Source organism: Roseomonas indoligenes, from assembly GCF_017813365.1.
GTDB lineage: Bacteria > Pseudomonadota > Alphaproteobacteria > Acetobacterales > Acetobacteraceae > Roseomonas > Roseomonas indoligenes.
The window spans coordinates 376,197-395,783 of record NZ_JAGIZA010000002.1 but is presented as its reverse complement, the minus strand read 5'-3'; the positions used below and the strand labels follow the sequence as shown (position 1 = coordinate 395,783).

The following is a 19,587-nucleotide window of genomic DNA, read 5'->3' as shown; positions in this document are numbered from 1 at the left end:
CCCCGGTCAGTTGCTCCCGGGTTGAGCGCCGGGGCCGGGGGCCGGTTGCGGGGCGGCCGGGGGCGCCGCATCGGGCGGTGCGGGCACCGCTCCGGCGGGCGGGGCAGCCACCACCACCGGCTCGCCCTCCCTGTAGTCGGGGAAGGCGCGCATCTGGTCCCGGGTCAGCTCAAGCCGCACGATCTCCGGCGAGAAGCGCAGCGTGCGCCAGGCCACCGCCACCCGGCGCCGCCCGACGCCGAGGAAGCCGCCATAATCCAGCACGGCCGCCCGGGGCTGGCCGGCATCATCCAGCAGCACGTTCACGATCCGCCCGACCACGTCGCCGGAGGGCCCGATCACCTCCCGCCCGACGATCCGCTGGGAGGCCCCGCGCGGCAGCTCCTCCCGTGCGGCGGGGCTGGCGGAGGGAGCGACCGGCGGGGTTGCGGGCAGGGCGTGATCCGGCGCGGGCGTCTCCCCCGCGGCCGGGGCAGCGGCCGGAACCTGCGCCATCGCCGCCGGCGCCCCGGCAAAGGCGAGCAGGAGGACGAACCGCGGGGCTTGGCGGTGGGGCGTGAGGCGCATCGCCCGAGTCTAGCCGAATCCTCGGGACAGGCCGAAGGGGCGGCAAGCCGGCCCCGCGAAAAGAAAGGCCCCGCCCCTGCCGCACGGGATGCGGCGGGGGCGGGGCCGTGCCGCGGGGATCAGGCCTCCGCGGGGATCTTCACCTCGGTCGTCCAGCCATGCGGGTCGTTGGACTTGCCGTACTGGATGGCCACGATGGCGTCGTACAGCTTCTGCGTCAGCGGGCCGGTCTTGCCGCCGCCGATGGTGATCGTCTCGCCCTTATAGGCCAGTTCGCCCACCGGGGAGACGACGGCGGCGGTGCCGGTGCCCCACATCTCCTGCAACGTGCCGTCGCGCCCGGCCGCCATCACCTCGTCGATGGAGACCTTCCGCTCGCTGACGTTCAGCCCCCAGTCGCGCATGAGCTGCAGGGTGGAGTTGCGGGTCACGCCGTCCAGGATGGTGCCGGCCAGCGGCGGGGTGATCACCTCGTCGCCGATCTTCATCATGATGTTCATGGTGCCGACCTCGTCGATCCACTTCCGCTCGACGCCGTCCAGCCACAGCACCTGGGTATAGCCCAGCCGCTCTGCCTCCTGCTGGGCGGAGAGGGAGGCGGCGTAGTTCGCCGCCGTCTTCGCCTCGCCCAGCCCGCCCTGCACGGCGCGCACATGCGTGTCCGTCGCCAGGATGCGGACGGGCTTCACCCCCTCCTTGTAGTAGGAGCCGACGGGGGAGCAGATGACGAAGTAGGTGTAGCGGCGCGCGGGATGCACACCGAGCATCACCTCCGTCGCGACCACGGTCGGGCGGATATAGAGGGAGGTGCCGGGCGCGTGCGGCACCCACTCGTGATCGGCCGCCACGATCGCCTCGAAGGACCGGCGGATCAGATCCTCGTCCATCTCGGGGATGCAGAGGGCGCGGCAGGACTTGTTCAGCCGCGCCGCGTGGCGCCCAGCCCGGAAGATTTTGATGCTGCCATCGGCCTGGCGGAACGCCTTCAGCCCATCGAACACCGCCTGCCCGTAGTGCAGCACGGAGGTGGCGGGATCCATCTGCATCGGGGCGTAGGGCACCACGCGCGGGTCGTGCCAGCCCTGACCCTCGTCATACTCCATGACGAACATGTGGTCCGTCAGGACCTTCCCGAAGGAAAGGGAGGTGTCATCGGGGCGCGGGAGCGGCGCCCGAGTGCGGGTGAAGAGGATGTCCATGCTGCTCATGCGCCGATGCCCGCAATATTGTTGCTTGTGAAGGCACTCTAGCGCAACGCGAAGCGGGTCGGATACCTGATCGAAGCATTCCACCCATGCGTCAGCGTCAGTGACCTATGTCGTCGGGACAGCCTCGTTCCGCGGGTTCAGCAGGGCGGGCGGAAGGTCCCGCAGCACCTCCGCCAGCTCCTGCAGCAATGGCCCGAGGGCGGAGGTCTTGCGCCAGAACAGGCCGATACGGCGGCTGGGGTGCCCATTCTCGAAGCGGAGCAGGTGCAGGCGGTCGGAGTAGGTTGCCATGCCCTTCACGGCCAGGGCGGGCATCAGCGTCACGCCAAGCCCGGCCAGCACCATCTGGCGCAGAGTCTCCAGACTGGTGGCGCGGAACTCGGACCCCTCCTCGGCACCGGCAAGGTGGCAGACCTCCAGCGCCTGATCGCGCAGGCAGTGGCCATCCTCCAGCAGCATGAGGGTCTGCCGCGTCAGTTCCTCCACCCGCAGGCTCTCCCGCGCGGCAAGGGGATGGCTGGACGGCACCGCGAGAAGGAAGGGCTCCTCGAACAGCTCCTCGCAGTGCAGTCCGTTCTCGTGGACCGGGAGGGCGAGGATGGCGACGTCCAGCTTGCCCTCCCGCAGCCGGGCGATGAGCCCGTCGCTCTTCTCCTCGGTCAGCAGGAGCTGGAGGTGCGGGAAGCGGGCGCGGACCTTCGGCATCACCTCCGGCAGCAGATAGGGACCGAGGGTGGGGAAGACGCCGAGGCGGGCCAAGCCCTCCTCCGGCCGACTAAGGCGCCTCGCGGCCTCCTTCATCCCCTCCATCTCCGCGAGGATGCGGCGCGCGCGCGCCACCGCGTCCCCGCCGGCGGGGGTCAGCATCACCTTGCGCCGCGTGCGCTCGAACAGCGCCACGCCCAGCTCGTCCTCGAGCTTGCGGATCTGGGTCGAAAGGGTGGGCTGGGCAACGGAACAGGCCTCGGCGGCGCGCCGGAAGTTCCGGTGGTCCGCCAGGGCAACGAGGTACTGGAGTTCACGCAGATTCACGCACGCCTCCCCCCGCCTGCCCTCCCCGGTTGCTCCGGGGAGGGGGCCGAACCCGCCCTGATCAGGCGGCCTTGGCCTGCAGGAGCTGGGCGCCCTCCGCGGGGGCGGAGGTGCGGATGAGGTGATCGAAGGCGGAGAGGGCGGCCTTCGCACCCTCGCCGGCGGCGATGATAATCTGCTTGAACGGCGTGGTCGTGCAGTCACCCGCCGCGAAGACACCGGGCAGCGAGGTCTGGCCGTGCGCGTCCACGATGATCTCGCCGCGCGGGGAGAGGTCCAGCGTGCCGCGCAGCCACTCCGTGTTCGGGAGCAGGCCGATCTGCACGAAGATGCCCTCCAGCGGGATCTCGTGGAACTCGCCGGTCACACGGTTCTCGTAGGCGAGCCCCGTCACCTTCTGCCCGTCGCCCTTCACCTCGGTGGTGCGGGCGGAGACGAGCACCTCCACGTTCGGCAGGCTGCGCAGCTTGCGCTGCAGCACCTCATCCGCGCGCAGCTTCGTGTCGAACTCCAGCAGGGTCACGTGCTTCACGATGCCGGCGAGGTCGATCGCCGCCTCCACGCCGGAATTGCCGCCGCCGATCACCGCCACGCGCTTGCCCTTGAACAGCGGCCCGTCGCAGTGCGGGCAATAAGCCACGCCCTTGTTCTTGTACTGCTCCTCGCCCGGCACGCCCATCTGGCGCCAGCGCGCGCCGGTGGTGAGGATGACGGTCTTGGCGTGCAGCGTGGCGCCGTTGACGAGGCGGACGGAGGCCATCCCGTTCTCGACGTTCAGCTCCTCCGCGCGCTGCAGGTTCATGATGCGGACCTCGTTCTCGCGAACATGGGTCTCGAGCGCGAGGGCAAGCTTCGGGCCCTCCGTGTGCGGGACGGAGATGAAGTTCTCGATCCCCATGGTGTCCAGCACCTGGCCGCCGAAGCGCTCGGCCGCCACGCCCGTGCGGATGCCCTTGCGCGCGGCATAGACGGCCGCGGCCGCGCCGGCGGGGCCGCCGCCGACGATCAGCACCTCGAAGGGCTCCTCGGCGTTCAGCTTCTTCGCCTCGCGCGCGGCGGCGCCGGTGTCTAGCTTGGCGACGATCTCCTCGACGCCCATGCGGCCCTGCCCGAAGACCTGGCCGTTCAGGTAGACGGTCGGCACGGACATCACCTGCCGCTGCTCGACCTCGGCCTGGAACAGCGCGCCATCCACGGCGACGTGCTTGATGCCGGGATTCAGCACGGCCATCAGGTTCAGCGCCTGCACCACGTCCGGGCAGTTCTGGCAGGACTGGGAGAAGTAGGTCTCAAAGACGAACTCGCCGTCGAGATCCTTGATCTGGTCGATGATCGCCTGCTCCACCTTCGGCGGGTAGCCTCCCACCTGAAGCAGCGCCAGCACCAGCGAGGTGAATTCGTGGCCCATGGGAAGTCCGGCGAAGCGCAGGGAGATGTCCTGGCCCGGGGAGGTCAGCGAGAAGGAGGGCGCGCGATCGCCCTCGCGGGTCTCAGTGACGGTGATCTTGTCCGACGCCGCCTGGATGTCGGCGAGAAGCTCCATCATCTCGCGCGACTTGGGGCTGTCGTTAACGGAGGCCGTGATCTGGATCGGCCGGACAGCCCGCTCCAGATAGGCCTTGAGCTGCGTCTTGAGGTTGGCATCCAGCACGGTGCGGGGCTCCGGTCGATAGAGGGGGCGAGGGGCTGGTCGGGGGGGGTGCCGCCCGCCCCGGTCAGGGGCAGGCGGCGGTTGGCGGATCAGATCTTGCCGACGAGGTCGAGCGACGGGGCGAGAGTGGCCTCACCCTCCTGCCACTTGGCCGGGCAGACCTCGCCCGGGTGGGCGGCGACGTACTGGGCGGCCTTGATCTTGCGGACCAGGTCCTCGGCGTTGCGGCCGATGCCCTCGGCGGTGATCTCGACGGCCTGGATCAGGCCCTCCGGGTCCACGATGAAGGTGGCGCGGTCCGCCACGCCCTGGCCTTCGCGCAGGACGTCGAAGTTGTTGCTGATCGTGTGGTTGGCGTCGCCGAGCATCGTGTACTGGATCTTGGCGATCGTCTCGGAGGCGTCGTGCCACGCCTTGTGGACGAAGTGCGTGTCGGTGGAGACGGAGTAGACCTCCACGTCCATCTTGCGCAGCGCCTCGTAATGGTCGGCCACGTCGCCCAGCTCGGTCGGGCAGACGAAGGTGAAGTCGGCCGGGTAGAAGAAGAACACGGCCCAGCTGCCGAGCACGTCGTTCTCGCTCACCTCGATGAACTTGCCCTGCTTGTAAGCGGTCGTCTTGAAGGGCTTGATCTTGGTGTTGATGTTGGCAGCCATGCGCGATCTCCTATGCCTGTACGGCCCGGGCGAGCCGGTTCGCAGCGGGAAAATAGGGATGCGGGCGGGATATGCCAAATAGATAAGTTTACCGCTTTTGATAGTCGCCAGCTATCAACAGGCACGAAATGAAAGCGCCGCCGGGGTCCCCCCCCGGCGGCGCTTCCGTTCAGCACCAAAAGCCGTGGATCAGGCCGCGATGGCCTTCACCATGGTGGAGCCCAGCGAGGCCGGGCTGTCGGCCACATGGATACCGGCGCTCCGCATGGCGTCCATCTTCGCCTCGGCGGTGTCCTTGCCGCCGGAGATCACGGCGCCCGCATGGCCCATGCGGCGGCCCGGGGGGGCCGTGGCGCCGGCGATGAAGCCGACCACGGGCTTGTAGTTGGCGGAGCCGGGCTTGTTCTCGCGGCCCAGGAACTCGGCCGCGATGATCTCGGACTGGCCGCCGATCTCGCCGATCATGACGATCTGCTTCGTCTCAGGGTCGGCCAGGAACAGCTCCAGCACCTCCTGGAAGTCCGTGCCCTTCACTGGGTCGCCGCCGATGCCGACGCAGGTGGACTGGCCGAGGCCGGCCGCCGTGGTCTGCGCCACCGCCTCATAGGTCAGCGTGCCCGAGCGGGACACGATTCCGACCGAGCCGCGCTTGTGGATATGGCCGGGCATGATCCCGATCTTGCAGGCTTCCGGCGTGATCACGCCCGGGCAGTTCGGCCCGATCAGGCGGGACTTGCTGCCGGAGAGGGCGCGCTTGACCTTCACCATGTCCGCCACCGGGATACCCTCGGTGATGCAGATCACCAGCGGGATCTCGGCCGCGATCGCCTCCAGGATGGAGTCGGCCGCGAAGGGCGGCGGCACGTAGATGACGGAGGCGTCGGCCCCGGTCCGCTCCACGCACTCGGCGACCGTGTCGAAGACGGGCAGGCCGATATGGGTCTGGCCGCCCTTGCCCGGCGTCACGCCGCCCACGTAGTTCGTGCCGTAGGCGATGCCCTGCTCGGCATGGAAGGTGCCCTGGGACCCGGTGAAGCCCTGGGTCATGACCTTCGTGTGCTTGTCGACGAGAATGGCCATGTCAGGCAGCCTTCTTCACGGCGGCGACGACCTTCTGCGCGGCGTCGGCCAGGTTGTCGGCGGGGATGATCGCCAGCCCGCTCTCGGCCAGGATCTTCTTGCCCAGCTCGACGTTCGTGCCCTCGAGGCGCACCACCAGCGGCACGGAGAGCGAGAGGTTCTTGCTCGCCGCGACGATGCCCTCGGCGATCATGTCGCACTTGGCGATGCCGCCGAAGATGTTGACGAGGATCGCCTTGACGTTGCTGTCGGAAGTGATGATCCGGAACGCCTCCGTCACGCGGGCAGCCGTCGCGGTGCCGCCGACATCGAGGAAGTTCGCGGGGGAGGAGCCGTAGAGCTTGATGATGTCCATGGTGGCCATCGCCAGCCCGGCGCCGTTCACCATGCACCCGATCTCGCCGTCCAGCGCGACGTAGTTCAGGTCGTTCTTGACCGCGTCCAGCTCCTTCGGGTCCATCTCCGTGTCGTCACGGAGCGCCTCGAGGTCCTTGTGGCGGAACAGCGCGTTGTCGTCGAAGGACACCTTGGCGTCGAGCGCCACGATCTCGCCCGCGCCGGTCACGACCAGCGGGTTGATCTCGATCGCCTCCATATCGAGCGCCGTATAGGCCTCGTACATGGCGGTGACGAACTTCACGAAGGTGCCGACCTGCTTGCCCTCGAGGCCCAGGCCGAAGCCGAGCTTGCGGGCGGCCCAGGGGAAAAGGCCGGAGGCCGGGTCGATCGCGACCTTCAGGATCTTCTCGGGGTGGTTCTCGGCCACCTCCTCGATCTCCATCCCGCCCTCGACGGAGGCCATGATGGTGACGCGGCTCGTCTCGCGGTCCAGCAGGATGGAGAGGTACAGCTCGCGCTTGATGTCGCAGCCGGCCTCAACATAGACCTGATTGACGACCTTGCCCTCGGGGCCGGTCTGCTTCGTGACGAGCGTGTGGCCGATCATCGCGGCGGCGGCTTCCTTGGCCGCCTCGGGCTTGACGACGCGCACGCCGCCCTTGCCGTTCGGGTCGTCCTTGAAGCGCCCGGCGCCGCGGCCGCCAGCATGGATCTGCGACTTCACGACGACGACGGGGCCAGGCAGCTTCTTCGCCGCGGCCTCTGCCTCTTCAGGGGTCTTGGCGAGGTAGCCGTCGAGAACCGCCACGCCGTAGCGCTTCAGCAGTTCCTTGCCCTGATACTCATGGATGTTCATGCGGTCACCATTTCCTAAATAGGAAAAGGGCCGGGGAAGACCCCGGCCCGCTTGCCTCAGACGCCGAGGGCCTTGAAGTCCTCGACGAGCTTCTTCACCGCGTCGCAGGACTTGTCGAAGGCCGCCTTCTCCTCCGGCAGGAACTCGACCTCGACGATCTTCTCCACGCCGCCGGCACCGATCACCACGGGCACGCCGACGTAGAAGTCGTGCATCCCGTACTCGCCGTTCAGCATCACGGCGCAGGGCAGGACGCGCTTCTTGTCCTTCAGGTAGGCCTCGGCCATCGCCACCGCGGAAGCAGCCGGCGCGTAGAAGGCCGAGCCCTTCTCCAGCAGCTTCACGATCTCGCCGCCGCCATTGGCGGTGCGGTTGACGATCGCGTCGATCTTCTCCTGCGTCGTCCAGCCCATCTTGATCAGGTCGGGGATGGGGATGCCGGCGACGGTGGAGTAGCGGGTCAGCGGCACCATCGTGTCGCCGTGGCCGCCGAGCACGAAGGCCGTCACGTCCTCGACGGAGACGTTGAACTCCTGCGCCAGGAACAGGCGGAAGCGCGCGCTGTCCAGCACGCCGGCCATGCCGACGACCTTGTTCGCGGGCAGGCCGGACTTCTGCTGCAGCGCCCAGACCATCACGTCCAGCGGGTTGGTGATGCAGATGACGAAGGCGTTCGGGGCGTAGCGCTTGATGCCCTCGGCCACCTGGCCCATCACGCCGGCGTTCTTCGTCAGCAGGTCGTCGCGGCTCATGCCGGGCATGCGCGGGAAGCCCGCGGTGACGATGATGACGTCCGCGCCCTCGATCGCCGCGTAGTCGGAGCCGCCGGACATAGCGCTGTCGAAGGAATCGACGGGGCTGGACTGCATGATGTCCAGCGCCTTGCCGGCCGCGACGCCGCCGAAGACGTCAAAGAGCACGACATCGCCGAGCTCCTTCAGCCCGATCAGGTGGGCGAGCGTGCCGCCGATGTTGCCGGCGCCGATGAGCGCGATCTTGTTGCGGGCCATGGGGGGTCCTTGCGTGGGGGCCAGGGGGACCTGGGGACGTTCCGGCGATGCCGTTTGCGGCACCTGCGAACGGGACGCGGGGTGGATAGACCCGGATTGGCGGCCCGGCAAGGCGGAAGCCCGAAGGTGAGGCGGGCGGGGCCCGGCCGTCGCCCCGGCCCTCGCGCTTGCCCCTACTTCGCCATGCGGCCGATCAGGTCCCTGAGCAGCCGGTTTGTCTCGGCCTGGGCCTTCACCATCTCGGCCATGTGGTGGACCAGCTCGGCCATCATGGATTCGGCGGAGCGGGTGGGGCCCTCGGCCATGAACAATCCTCCTGAAGGGAGGAGGCAACATCCTAACTCGGCCGCGAACCCGCAATCATCGGATCGCGGGATCGGCGCGGGCCGCAACGGGCGGCCCGCGCCGGCGGGATCACATGGGCATGCAGCGGAAAGTGTCGGCGTGGCCGCGGGCCAGGACGGCCATGGTGCCGGCCGGGCAGTCCATCTGCTCGCCGTCGGCGGCGGGCAGGCCGGTGAACCACACGCCGGAGCGGCGCGGGGCCTCCTCGGCGCGGGCGCGGGAGGGCTTGCCGGACTTCCAGCCGTTGGACGGCAGGGTGGAGGCGGCAGCCGGGGCGGAGAAGAGGCTCACCATCCGCAGGCCCGAGCGGCCGTTCATCACCATCTGGCGGCGGCCGGCCAAGTTGAAGGCCTGGCGACGGTCGGAGGCGCGGAAAGCCTCGCGCCGGCCAGCGGCGCGGGCCTGGATGCGGCCGCCACGGCTGGCGGTCACCACCCGGGCGGAGCCGCGGGTCGCCGTGCGGATCACGGCCCGGCCCGAGGAGCGGGCCGGGGCGGCGGAAGCCGTGCGGGTCCGCGGCGCCACGACGACGGGGCGGCGGGAGGCCGTCACGGCCGGCCGCAGCGTGGCGCGGGAGGCGACCGGGCGGGACGGGGCGGCGGCACGGGCCGCCTTGCCGTGGGCACGGACCTCGGCGCGGCCGCCGGCGGCCTCGGCCGGCTGAGCGGCGGCGAGCGCCAGGATGGCGGCGGCCGCAAGGGCCCCGGGAACACGGAACATACGCAGCATGAAATCTCTCCCCCAAAGCCGGAACCGGATCCCCGCCCGGCGCCCTGCCCCCTCAGGCCAGCGCCGTGCAAATCCGGTGCCGGGCTACGTCACGTCAGATGCGGCAGGGCCAGGTATTCCTGGCTCTGCATTTCCATGAGGCGGGAGGCGGTGCGCTGGAAGATCGCCGCCCCCTCACCCCTTTCGTAGAGCTGGTCCGGCTCGGCCTCGGCCGAGGCGACCAGCTTGCACCGATGCTCGTAGAGCGTGTCGATGAGCGTCACAAAGCGGCGGGCCCGGTCGAAATTCTCCGGCCCCAGCCTTGGCACGCCGTCCAGCACCAGCGTGTGGAAATGGGTGGCGATGGCGAGGTAGTCCGCCGCGCCGAGGAACACGCCGCACAACGCCTCGAAATCGGCGCGTGCCACGCCCCGGTGGGCCTGCGGCACCTGCACCTGGCGCCCGAGCACCGCGATGGAGCAGGGCTCGCCATGGGCCACGCCGGACAGCTCGAGGAAGGCCGCGTCCAGCGCGCGGTTGGCGCGGCCATCCACCGGGGAATGCCAGGTGGGCAGGCCCCGGATGCGGTCCCGCCGGTAATCCTGGAGCGAGGCGAGGTGAAGCACCTCCAGCCGCTTCTGGATCATGGCGATGAAGGGCAGGAAGGCGTCGCGCCCCGGCTTGCCCTTGAACAGGTCGGCCGGCGCCGTGTTGGAGGTGGCGACCACCACCACGCCGCGGGCGAACAGCGCCTCGAACAGCCGGCCGAGGATCATGGCATCCGTGATGTCATGGACCTGGAACTCGTCGAAGCAGAGCAGCGCGGCATCGGCCACGATCGCGTCCGCCAGCGGCGGGATGGGATCGTCATGGGTGCCGTTCGCCTGCCGCCAGGCGTGGATGCGCCGGTGCGCGGACTGCATAAAGGCGTGAAAGTGCTCGCGGCGCTTGCGCCGAACATCCGCCGTCTCGAAGAACAGGTCCATCAGCATGGACTTGCCCCGCCCGACCTCGCCGACGAGGTAGAGGCCGAGAGGCGGGCCGTCCGGCTGCTCGTCCACGGGCTTGCGGCGGAAGAAGCGGGAGAGGAGGCCGCCCGGCTCCTCCTTCGGGGCCTCGGGCTTCGGGTCGTAGCCACGCAGGCGGCGCCACAGGTCCTGCAGCACCTCCGCCGCGCGCTCCTGGGCGGGGTCGGCGCGCAGCGCTCCCGCGGCCACGCGGGCGCGGTAGAGGGGGAGCGGGCCTTGCGAGACATCCGCCCTCACGGTCTGCACCGTGGCGGAGGCAAGGGCCGGCGTGGGCGTGGTGCCGTCCATCGGGGGCCGGTCTAGCCCGGTTGACCGGCCGCTCGCAACGCCGCGAGCCGTGTTGATTGGGTTTCAGTGTGGCAGGAAAGCCGTGAGGAAGGCGTGGCAGGAACGGCAGCTAAGCCCCTGCGCGCGTTCCACAATTCCAGGCCCTACAACCGCAAGGTCCCGCCGGGCGAACCCGGCGGGACCTTGTAACGCCACCGAACGAAGGACGCGTCAGGCGTCCTGGAACTGCTTCATCGCCTCCATGTGGTTCATCGAGGTCTTGGCCTTGTTGCCCTCGACGGAAGCAATGGCGGAGATCGGCAGATAGTGATGCTTGCCGTCCGAACTGTCGTTCTTCGTCAGCTTGATACGGTTGCCTTCCACGTGGTCCACCGTGCCGACATGGTTCCCGCAGGAACCGACGACTTCCATGTGCTCCTTGATCTGCATCGCATCGACCATGGTGCTGTCCTTTTCTTGCCGTGTCGGCGAGAAGAACGCGGCACGGCCGAAAGGGATGCGGGGCGCTTTTCAGTCCGCCGTGATGCCGGCCTTCTGCACCACCGGGGCCCAGCGGGCGCGCTCGGCGGCGATGAAGCGGCCAAATTCCTCTCCCTTCATGGGGTAGGGCACCGCCCCCTCCCGCGCGAGGCTGGAGACGAGGTCCGGTGTGCCGAGACTTGCCAGGATGGCCTCCTCCAGCCGGGCCCGGATGGCCTCCGGCGTGCCGTGGGGCACGAGGATCCCGTACCAGGCCGTGGCGCGATAGCCGGGCAGGGTCTCCGCCACGGCCGGCACCTCCGGCAGGGAGGGGACGCGGCGGTCCCCTGTCACCGCCAGCGCCCGCAGGTTGCCGCCCGCCACCAGCCCGGCAACGGAGGGCAGGGTGGAAATCATGGCGGGGATATGCCCGGCGGCCACGTCGGTCAGGCCGGGGGCAGCGCCGCGGAAGGGCACATGCGTCCCCTCCACCCCCGCTTCCTGCAGCAGCAGCGCCATGGCCAGGTGTCCCGCCGCGCCATTGCCGGGGGAGGCGTAGGTCATCGCCCCCTTCGCCGCCCGGTACTCTTCCACCAGCGCGGCGAGGGCCGGCGCCTTCGTGCCGGGCCCGACGACGAGAACCAACGGCGTCTCCGCCACCATCGCCACAGGGTCGAGCGCCGTGCCGGGATCGATCTTCAGGTTCCGCCCGAACAGGGTGGGGTTCACGGAGATGGGGCCCTGGTTGCCCATCAGCAGGGTGGTGCCATCCGGGCGGGCCCCGGCCACCAGCTCCGTCGCCAGGTTGCCGCCGGCGCCCGGGCGGTTCTCCACCACCACGGGCTGGCCCAGCGCCGCGTTCAGCCGGGCACCGAGGGCACGGGCCACCGCGTCCGTCCCGCCGCCGGGGGTATAGGGCAACACCAGCCGGAACGGACGGTCCGGCCAGCCTGCCGGAATCTGGGCGAGGGCCGGGTCCGCGATAGCCGTCGCCAGCAGGCTCAGCAGGAAGGCGCGGCGGGACGGGTGCATGGGCGTGATCACCAAGGTTCCTCTGCCGCCAGCATGAGGGCAGAGGAGGCAGGGATGGCAAGTGGCACCCCTGCCCTGCCCCACGGCGCTAGTCGCCCAGGGGCATGTAGAGCTTGCCCCCGTCGCGGTACTTCCGCGCCATGGCCTCCATCCCCTCCTTCTGCGCCTCCGCCCGCAGGTCGTGGGAGATCCGCATGGAGCAGAACTTCGGGCCGCACATGGAGCAGAAATGGGCGGTCTTGTGCGCCTCCTTCGGCAGGGTCTCGTCGTGGAAGGATCGTGCCGTGTCGGGATCCAGGGAAAGGTTGAACTGGTCCTCCCAACGGAACTCAAAGCGGGCGCGGGAGAGGGCGTCGTCGCGCAACTGCGCGCCGGGATGGCCCTTCGCTAGGTCCGCGGCATGGGCGGCGATCTTGTAGGTGATCACCCCCGTCTTCACGTCATCCCGGTCCGGCAGGCCCAGATGCTCCTTCGGCGTGACGTAGCAGAGCATCGCCGTGCCGAACCACCCGATCATGGCCGCGCCGATGCCTGACGTGATGTGGTCGTAGCCCGGCGCGATATCCGTCGTCAGCGGCCCGAGGGTGTAGAAGGGCGCCTCCCCGCAGACCTTCAGCTGCTTGTCCATGTTGGCCTTGATCTTGTGCATGGGCACGTGGCCCGGCCCCTCGATCATCACCTGGCAGTCCTTCGCCCAGGCGATCTTCGTCAGCTCGCCCAGCGTCTCCAGCTCCGCGAACTGCGCGGCGTCGTTGGCATCCGCGATGGAGCCGGGGCGCAGCCCGTCGCCGAGCGAGAAGGAGACGTCATAGGCGCGGCAGATGTCGCAGATCTCCTCGAAATGCTCATAGAGGAAGCTCTCGCGGTGATGGTGCAGGCACCAGCTCGCCATGATGGAGCCGCCGCGGGAGACGATGCCGGTGGTGCGCCCCACCGTCAGCGGCACATGCGCCAGCCGCACGCCGGCATGGATGGTGAAGTAGTCCACGCCCTGCTCGGCCTGCTCGATCAGCGTGTCCCGGAAGATCTCCCAGGTCAGGTCGGGCGCCACGCCGCCCACCTTCTCCAGCGCCTGGTACAGCGGCACGGTGCCGATGGGGATAGGCGCGTTGCGGATGATCCAGTCCCGGATGTTGTGGATGTTGCGGCCGGTGGAGAGGTCCATCACCGTGTCCGCGCCCCAGCGGATCGACCAGACCATCTTCTCCACCTCCTCCGCCATGGAGGAGGTGACGGCGGAATTGCCGATATTGGCGTTGATCTTCACCAGGAAGTTGCGGCCGATCACCATCGGCTCCAGCTCCGCGTGGTTGATGTTCGCGGGGATGATCGCGCGGCCGCGCGCGATCTCGTCCCGCACGAATTCCGGGGTGACGTGGTCGGGGATGGAGGCGCCGAAGTCCTCGCCGTCCCGCGCCTCCGCCGCCGCGCGCTCGCGGCCCATGTTCTCGCGGATGGCGGCATATTCCATCTCCGGCGTGATGATGCCGGCGCGGGCATAGGCGAGCTGGGTCACCGCCGCCCCGCCCTTCGCCCGGCGCGGCGCGTGGCGGACGGGGAAGGCGGGGGTCAGGCGCTCGCCGGTGGCGAAGCCATTGTCCTCAGGCCGCACGTCGCGGCCCGCCACCGCCTCCGTGTCGCCGCGCGCCTCCACCCAGGCGGCGCGGGCGCGGGGCAGGCCGCGCGCGATGTCGATCACCGCCGCCGTGTCGGTATAGGGGCCGGAGGAATCGTAGACGGCCACGGCCGGCTCGCCCGCGCTGGGGTGCACCGCGATCTCGCGCAGCGGCACGCGGATCTCCGGGTGGATGCGGCCGGGGATATGGACCTTGCGCGAGGCCGGCAAAGGGCCGGTGGTGACGCTCGGGGTGGGGGTGAGACTATCGGGCATGGCGTCCTCCGAAGGACCCAGCGCCGGATTCGGAAGAGGGTGGCATACCGGCCACGAGGGCCCGCAGACCGCACCGTCCCTACGCCAGCATGAACTGGATCAGGTTCATCGGGTCACGGCGCTGCTCTCGCTAGCCGTATCTCAGCCCCTTGTCGGGACACCCCTGGTGAGGCGCCGACACTCCGCCCGCCAAGTGGCGGCTGTCAACTCAACGACTGGCAATCTGCGGGATAGCCGCCTCAGAGGCTGGCCCCGCCATCGATTCCGATGGCCTGCCCCGTCACGTTGCGCGCGGCCGGGGAAAGCAGATAGGCCGCCATCGCCGCCACCTCCTCCGCCTCCGTGATCCGACGGGTGGGCGTGCCGGCAGCGGCGGCTTCGGCATCCATCCCCAGTTCCCGCCAGCGGGCGCGGGCCATGTCCGTCTCCACCCAGCCCGGGCAGAGGGCGTTCACCGTGATCCCGCGCGGGGCGAGGCGCAGGGCCAGCCCCTTCATCAGCCCGATCACCCCGTGCTTGGCGGCGGAATAGGCCACCTGGTCCGGCACCGCGCGCAGCCCGAGCACGGAGGCGAGGAGCACGATCCGCCCCTGCCCGTCCGGCAGCACGGCCGCAGCCGCCTCCGCACAGCGCCAGGCGCCGTCGAGGTTGGAGGCCATGATGCGGCGCCAGTGCTCCTCGTCCGGCTGCGGTGGATCGCCCCCGGCGACGCCGGCGGCCAGGACCGCGGCGCCGATCGGCCCGGCGGCACCGAACAGGGCGCGGACGGAGGCGGGATCGGCCACGTCGCAGGGGATGAACCGCACGCCATCCGGCAGCCTCTCCTCCGGCGCACGCCGGGCGGCAGCGATCACCGCCCTGCCCTGCCCCGCCAGCAGCCTCGCGCAGGCCAGCCCGATGCCGCGCGTGCCGCCGGTGACCAGCACCGCGCTCATGCGGCGGTGGTCCCGCCATCCACGGGCATAACGATGCCCGTGACGAAGCTGGCATGATCCGAGAGAAGGAAGGCTACCACCGCCGCGATCTCCCGCGGATGGGCGAAGCGGCGCTGCGGCACCGCCTCAGTATAGACGTCGTCGCTGGCAGCCCCGCCGCCTCCGCGCGCGGCCAGGTCGGCCAGCACGGCGCGCAGCATGGCCGTATCCGTGCTGCCCGGCGCTATGGCGTTGAAGCGCACGCCCCTGGCCGCGAAGTCCAGCGCCGCCGATCGCGTCATCTGCGCCAGCGCGGCCTTGGAGGCGCCGTAGGCGGCGCTGGCGGGCTTGCCGATCAGCGCCTGGTCGGAGGCGATGTTCACGACCGCCCCTCCGCATTTCAGCAGGTGTGGCAGCGCGGCCTGCATCACGGCGAAAGGCGCCAGCCAGTTGATCCGCATGATCCGCTCGGCCTCGGCCAGCGGCGTGTCCAGCAGCGTGCCGATGATCGTGTCCCCGGCATTGTTCACCAGCAGGTCCAGCCCGCCCATCCGGGCCGCGGCGGCCTCCACGGCGGCGGCGATCGAGGGGATGTCCAGCAAATCGTGCTCCGGCCGGTCCAGCCCTTCCACGATCGCCCCGCTGGTCTCCAGCACGGCCACCACGGCCGCGCCGATGCCGCCGCGATGGCCGGTGACGAGGGCGCGCTTGCCCTCCAGCCCCGTCTGCCGGATCCCCGTCATGCCGCCTCCCCCATTCCTGCCGCGATGGAGCGGTGCGGGCGGGGGAGGCGTCAAGGCCGGGTCAGTCGCCGCTCACCGCGATGGCGGGCTGCCGTTCCCGCAGCAGTGCGGGCGCGGCGACGAGGATGGCGGCGATCGGGAAGGCCAGCGCCACCAAGGGCAGCGCGCCGAGGCCGAGCCCATGGTCGATCGCCAGCCCCCCGGCATAGGCGCCGAGAGCGTTGCCGAGGTTGAAGGCCGCGATGTTGAGGCTGGAGGCCAGGCTCTGCCCCGCCCCGTCCGCCTTCCGCAGCACCCAGATCTGCAGCGGTGCTACGGTGGCGAAGCCCGCCGCACCGAGCAGGGCGGCAACCACGATCGTCGCGGCCTGGCTGTGCATGGCCGGCGCCATCGCCGCCAGCACCACGGCCAGCGCCGTGAGCGACCCGAGCAGGGCCAGCGGCAGGTTTCGGTCCGCCACCCGCCCGCCCACGATATTCCCCACCACCAGCCCGGCCCCGAGGACGAGGAGGATGGGCGAGACCGCCGCGTCGCTGAACCCCGCCAGCTGCGTCAGCATCGGCGCGATATAGGTGAAGACCGCGAAGACCCCGCCGAAGCCGAGCACGGTGGTCAGCAGCGCCAGCAGCACCGGCCCGCGCGCCATGGCCCGCATGTCCGCCCGCCAGTCGGAGGGCTCCGGTGCCCCGTCCTCCTTCGGGATGAAGCGGGCGATGACCGCGATGGCGGCGAGGCCGACGACCGTCACGGCCCAGAAGGTGGCACGCCAGCCCAGCTGCTGCCCCAGCCAGGTGCCGGCGGGCACGCCGAGAATATTGGCCACCGTCAGCCCCGTGAACATGGTGGCGATGGCCGATGCGCGCCGGTCCGGCGCCACCAGCCCGGTGGCGACCACCGATCCCACGCCGAAAAAGGTGCCGTGGGCGAAGGCCGTCAGGATCCGGGCGGCCATCAGCGTGGCGTAGTCCGGCGCCAGGGCGCAGGCGAGGTTGCCGACCGTGAAGATCACCATCAGCCCCAGCAGCGTGGCCTTCCTCGGCAGGCGTGCCGTGAGGGTGGTCAGGATCGGCGCCCCGACCACGACGCCGAGCGCGTAGCCGGAGATGAGGAGGCCTGCGGAGGCGAGGGAGACGTCGAGATCGGCCCCCACCTCCACCAACAGTCCCATGATGACGAATTCGGTGACACCGATGCCGAAGGCACCGACCGTCAGCGCGTAGAGGGCGAGAGGCATTGCAAGGATCCCTGCGTGGCCGGCACCGGGCCGGCCGTTCGCCGGGCCAGATGGACGCCCCCGCCCCCGTGCCATAGACTACCGACAGGCAAATCACCTGTGACGCGAATTCACATGCCCCGAGCAGAGGTGAACCGTGCCGCGGAGATGGAGGTCTTCGCGCGCGTGGTGGAGGAAAGCGGCTTCTCGGCCGCGGCGCGCGCGCTGGGGCTGACGCCTTCGGCCGTGAGCAAACTCGTGGCTCGGCTGGAGGGACGGCTGGGCGCCCGCCTCGTGCAGCGCTCCACCCGGCAATTCGCCCTGACGCCGGAAGGCCAGGCCTTCCACGAGCGCACGGTGCGGATCCTCGCGGAGATGGAGGAGGCGGAGCGCGCGGCAGCCGCGGGGGAGGTCCCGGCGGGGCTGATCCGGGTGAACACCAGCGCCACGGTCAACAACCACCTCCTGGCGCCGGTGCTACCGGAATTCCTGGCCACCCACCCCGCCATCCGCCTGGACCTCGTGCTGACGGACCGGGTGATCGATCTGGTGGAGGCGCGGGTGGACGTGGCCATCCGCGCCGGGCCCATGCCCGAATCCCGCCTGCGCGCCCGAAAGCTGGGCGAGACCCGGCTGGTGATCGTCGGCGCTCCCGCCTACCTCGCCGCCCGCGGGTTGCCCCGCCGCCCGGCGGATCTGGCCGGGCATGAGCTGTTGGGCTTCGGCTACGCCCGCGTCATCCAGGACTGGCCGCTGATGGAGGATGGCCGCCGGATCGCGGTGAAGGTGGCCGGGCGGCTGCGCGCCAGCGATGGCGAGGGCCTGCGCCGGCTCGCCCTGGCCGGGGCAGGACTGGTGCGGCTGGCTGCTTTCTGCGTCCGGGAGGACATCGCCGCCGGCCGCCTGCTGCCGGTGCTGGAGGAGGCGAATACCGGCGACCTGGAGGCCTTCCACGCCGTGCATGCCGGGGGTGCCGGGCCGATGCCGGCGCGGGTGCGGGCCCTGCTCGACTTCCTAGCGGCGCGCGTCCGCATCCGCGGCGATATCGGGGGCGGGGCGCCGGTCTGACCTCGCCGAGCGGCGCTGCGCACCTTATCTGCGGTGGCGCATGAGTATCCCCGACGCCATTCCCAGAACGGCCCTCGTCACGGGCGGCGCCAGGCGCATCGGCCGCGCCATCTCCCTCGCCCTGGCCGGGGCGGGCTTCGATATCGCGCTGCACTACCACGGGAGCGCGGAGGAGGCCGAAGCCACGGCTGGGGAGATCCGCGCCCTCGGTCGCCGCGCCGCGACGCTGCGCGCCGATCTGGGGCGGGAGGAGGAGGTGGAGAGCCTCATCCCCGACGCCACCGCGAAGCTCGGCCCGGTCGGCGTGCTGGTGAACAACGCCTCCCTCTTCGAGCGGGACGAGTGGGACACGGCCACGCGGGAGAGTTGGGACGCCCATATGGGCCCGAACCTCCGCGCCCCCTTCGTGCTGACCCAGGCCATGGCGCTGGCCCTGCCGGACGGGGCGGAAGGCGCGGTGGTGAACATGCTGGACCAGCGCGTGCTGTCCCTCACTCCGCATTTCGTCTCCTATACCGTCACCAAGGCCGGGCTCTGGGCGCTGACCCGGACTATGGCGCTGGCGCTGGCGCCCCGCATCCGGGTGAACGGCATCGGCCCCGGCCCTACCATCGCCAGCACCCGCCAGACTGAGGCCCAGTTCCGCGCCCAGTGCGAGAGCACGCCCCTGCGCCACGGGTCCAGCCCGGAGGAAGTGGCCCAGGCGGTGCTGGCCATCCTTTCCCTGCCGGCCATGACGGGGCAGATGGTCGCCCTCGACGGCGGCCAGCACCTCCAGTGGTCGCCCGGCCGTGCCCAGGGGGGGCCAGAAGAGTAGATGCCAGGAATGACGGCCTATGTTCCGGACGCCGAGCGCGGCCTGCGCCGCGTCTTCGTGCGCGACCTGACGGTGGAGGCGCGGCTAGGGGTGCTGCCGAAGGAGGTGGTGCCCCAGCGCGTGGTGATCGGGATTGAACTGCTGGTGCGGGACGAGTCCGCCCCCGCCGGGGTGGGCCCGGACCGGCTGGAGCGGGTGGTGGACTACGGGGCCGCGGCGGAGAAGGCGCGGCTGGTGGCGACCACAGGCCATACCCGCCTGGCGGAGACCCTGGCGGAGCGGATCGCCGTGGCCTGCCTGGAGGATTCCAGGGTGGTGTCCGCCCGGGTGACGGTGGAGAAGCCGGACATCCTGCCCCATGTGGGCGCGGTGGGGGTCAGCGTCGAAAGGCGCCGGAACTGACTCGGAACCGTCACAACTCCGACTTTGTCAATGGTATCGCGCCGAAGTGAGGGCAGACCATCCCCCGGCCGAAAAGATCGGTCAAAGGGGCTGGCGAAACGTCTCCGCGAGGTCAATGTGAACGAAGCATGAAACCCGGAAACTATCCTAGCTCTATAAGAATCAATGGTTTACATCACTGCTTCAAAATTGGGCAGGCGCGTGGGGAGCCCTTATCCGCCTTGGCCTTTGCAACCCCCACGCCCTCTCCTCCACAGGGTTATCCACAGGAGTCGGGGAC

General features: G+C 70.2%; 20 protein-coding genes and 1 riboswitch. Of the genes, 3 read left to right on the top strand and 17 right to left on the bottom strand.

The annotated features are described in order from the left end of the window. Positions 1 to 6: 6 nt before the first annotated feature. The 17 genes from J5Y10_RS04210 to J5Y10_RS04135 all read right to left on the bottom strand — a co-directional run bounded on the left by J5Y10_RS04210 (position 7) and on the right by J5Y10_RS04135 (position 17,041). On the bottom strand, positions 7 to 567 hold the full coding sequence (locus tag J5Y10_RS04210; protein WP_209371009.1) for a PRC-barrel domain-containing protein: 561 nt from the start codon (positions 565 to 567) through the stop codon (positions 7 to 9). 119 nt (positions 568 to 686) lie between these two features. Then, on the bottom strand, positions 687 to 1,775 hold the full coding sequence (locus tag J5Y10_RS04205) for a branched-chain amino acid aminotransferase (RefSeq protein WP_209371007.1): 1,089 nt from the start codon (positions 1,773 to 1,775) through the stop codon (positions 687 to 689). Between the two features lie 105 nt (positions 1,776 to 1,880). Continuing rightward, positions 1,881 to 2,807, bottom strand: a complete 927-nt coding sequence (locus J5Y10_RS04200; RefSeq protein WP_209371005.1) for a LysR substrate-binding domain-containing protein — start codon at positions 2,805 to 2,807, stop codon at positions 1,881 to 1,883. A 61-nt stretch (positions 2,808 to 2,868) separates the two neighbouring features. Next, complete coding sequence (gene ahpF / locus J5Y10_RS04195; protein WP_209371004.1) at positions 2,869 to 4,458, bottom strand: alkyl hydroperoxide reductase subunit F; 1,590 nt, start codon at positions 4,456 to 4,458, stop codon at positions 2,869 to 2,871. 89 nt (positions 4,459 to 4,547) lie between these two features. After that, positions 4,548 to 5,114, bottom strand: a complete 567-nt coding sequence (gene ahpC / locus J5Y10_RS04190) for an alkyl hydroperoxide reductase subunit C (RefSeq protein WP_209371003.1) — start codon at positions 5,112 to 5,114, stop codon at positions 4,548 to 4,550. 189 nt (positions 5,115 to 5,303) lie between these two features. Beyond that, positions 5,304 to 6,194: a succinate--CoA ligase subunit alpha gene (gene sucD, locus J5Y10_RS04185; RefSeq protein ID WP_209371001.1), complete on the bottom strand. Its 891-nt coding sequence runs from the start codon at positions 6,192 to 6,194 to the stop codon at positions 5,304 to 5,306. A gap of 1 nt (position 6,195) precedes the next feature. Continuing rightward, the gene (sucC, locus tag J5Y10_RS04180) at positions 6,196 to 7,389 is read right to left on the bottom strand and encodes an ADP-forming succinate--CoA ligase subunit beta (RefSeq protein ID WP_209370999.1); all 1,194 of its coding nucleotides are present in this window, start codon (positions 7,387 to 7,389) and stop codon (positions 6,196 to 6,198) included. Between the two features lie 56 nt (positions 7,390 to 7,445). Further along, the gene (gene mdh, locus J5Y10_RS04175; RefSeq protein ID WP_209370997.1) at positions 7,446 to 8,399 is read right to left on the bottom strand and encodes a malate dehydrogenase; all 954 of its coding nucleotides are present in this window, start codon (positions 8,397 to 8,399) and stop codon (positions 7,446 to 7,448) included. 173 nt (positions 8,400 to 8,572) lie between these two features. Continuing rightward, positions 8,573 to 8,704, bottom strand: a complete 132-nt coding sequence (locus J5Y10_RS28340; RefSeq protein ID WP_280854766.1) for a hypothetical protein — start codon at positions 8,702 to 8,704, stop codon at positions 8,573 to 8,575. A 109-nt stretch (positions 8,705 to 8,813) separates the two neighbouring features. After that, entirely contained in the window at positions 8,814 to 9,473 is a 660-nt protein-coding gene (locus J5Y10_RS04170) for a hypothetical protein (protein WP_209370995.1), read from the bottom strand. Positions 9,474 to 9,562: 89 nt separating this feature from the next. Continuing rightward, positions 9,563 to 10,768 carry a cell division protein ZapE gene (gene zapE, locus J5Y10_RS04165; protein WP_209370993.1) on the bottom strand — a complete coding sequence of 402 codons (1,206 nt, stop codon included), beginning with the start codon at positions 10,766 to 10,768 and terminating at the stop codon, positions 9,563 to 9,565. Positions 10,769 to 10,978: 210 nt separating this feature from the next. Then, positions 10,979 to 11,209, bottom strand: a complete 231-nt coding sequence (locus J5Y10_RS04160) for a DUF2171 domain-containing protein (protein WP_209370991.1) — start codon at positions 11,207 to 11,209, stop codon at positions 10,979 to 10,981. 69 nt (positions 11,210 to 11,278) lie between these two features. Then, positions 11,279 to 12,271, bottom strand: coding sequence for a Bug family tripartite tricarboxylate transporter substrate binding protein (locus J5Y10_RS04155; RefSeq protein ID WP_342452835.1), 993 nt, complete (start codon positions 12,269 to 12,271; stop codon positions 11,279 to 11,281). A 76-nt stretch (positions 12,272 to 12,347) separates the two neighbouring features. Next, positions 12,348 to 14,150 carry a phosphomethylpyrimidine synthase ThiC gene (gene thiC, locus J5Y10_RS04150; protein WP_209370989.1) on the bottom strand — a complete coding sequence of 601 codons (1,803 nt, stop codon included), beginning with the start codon at positions 14,148 to 14,150 and terminating at the stop codon, positions 12,348 to 12,350. Positions 14,151 to 14,208: 58 nt separating this feature from the next. After that, positions 14,209 to 14,325, bottom strand: a riboswitch (TPP riboswitch). Positions 14,326 to 14,389: 64 nt separating this feature from the next. Further along, positions 14,390 to 15,085, bottom strand: a complete 696-nt coding sequence (locus J5Y10_RS04145; protein ID WP_209370988.1) for an SDR family NAD(P)-dependent oxidoreductase — start codon at positions 15,083 to 15,085, stop codon at positions 14,390 to 14,392. Beyond that, positions 15,082 to 15,807 carry an SDR family NAD(P)-dependent oxidoreductase gene (locus J5Y10_RS04140; protein ID WP_209370986.1) on the bottom strand — a complete coding sequence of 242 codons (726 nt, stop codon included), beginning with the start codon at positions 15,805 to 15,807 and terminating at the stop codon, positions 15,082 to 15,084. Before J5Y10_RS04140 ends, J5Y10_RS04145 begins: the two co-directional genes overlap by 4 nt. A gap of 61 nt (positions 15,808 to 15,868) precedes the next feature. Continuing rightward, on the bottom strand, positions 15,869 to 17,041 hold the full coding sequence (locus J5Y10_RS04135) for an MFS transporter (protein WP_209370984.1): 1,173 nt from the start codon (positions 17,039 to 17,041) through the stop codon (positions 15,869 to 15,871). A 114-nt stretch (positions 17,042 to 17,155) separates the two neighbouring features. On the opposite strand from J5Y10_RS04135, the gene J5Y10_RS04130 reads away from it, so the two are divergent. From J5Y10_RS04130 to J5Y10_RS04120, 3 genes are read left to right on the top strand one after another with little or no spacing between them, the layout of a single operon-like run. Then, positions 17,156 to 18,088, top strand: coding sequence for a LysR family transcriptional regulator (locus J5Y10_RS04130; RefSeq protein ID WP_209370982.1), 933 nt, complete (start codon positions 17,156 to 17,158; stop codon positions 18,086 to 18,088). Positions 18,089 to 18,128: 40 nt separating this feature from the next. Then, positions 18,129 to 18,905: an SDR family oxidoreductase gene (locus tag J5Y10_RS04125; protein WP_209370980.1), complete on the top strand. Its 777-nt coding sequence runs from the start codon at positions 18,129 to 18,131 to the stop codon at positions 18,903 to 18,905. Next, positions 18,906 to 19,307: a dihydroneopterin aldolase gene (locus tag J5Y10_RS04120; RefSeq protein WP_342452834.1), complete on the top strand. Its 402-nt coding sequence runs from the start codon at positions 18,906 to 18,908 to the stop codon at positions 19,305 to 19,307. It begins immediately after the preceding gene. The last annotated feature ends 280 nt before the right edge of the window (positions 19,308 to 19,587 follow it).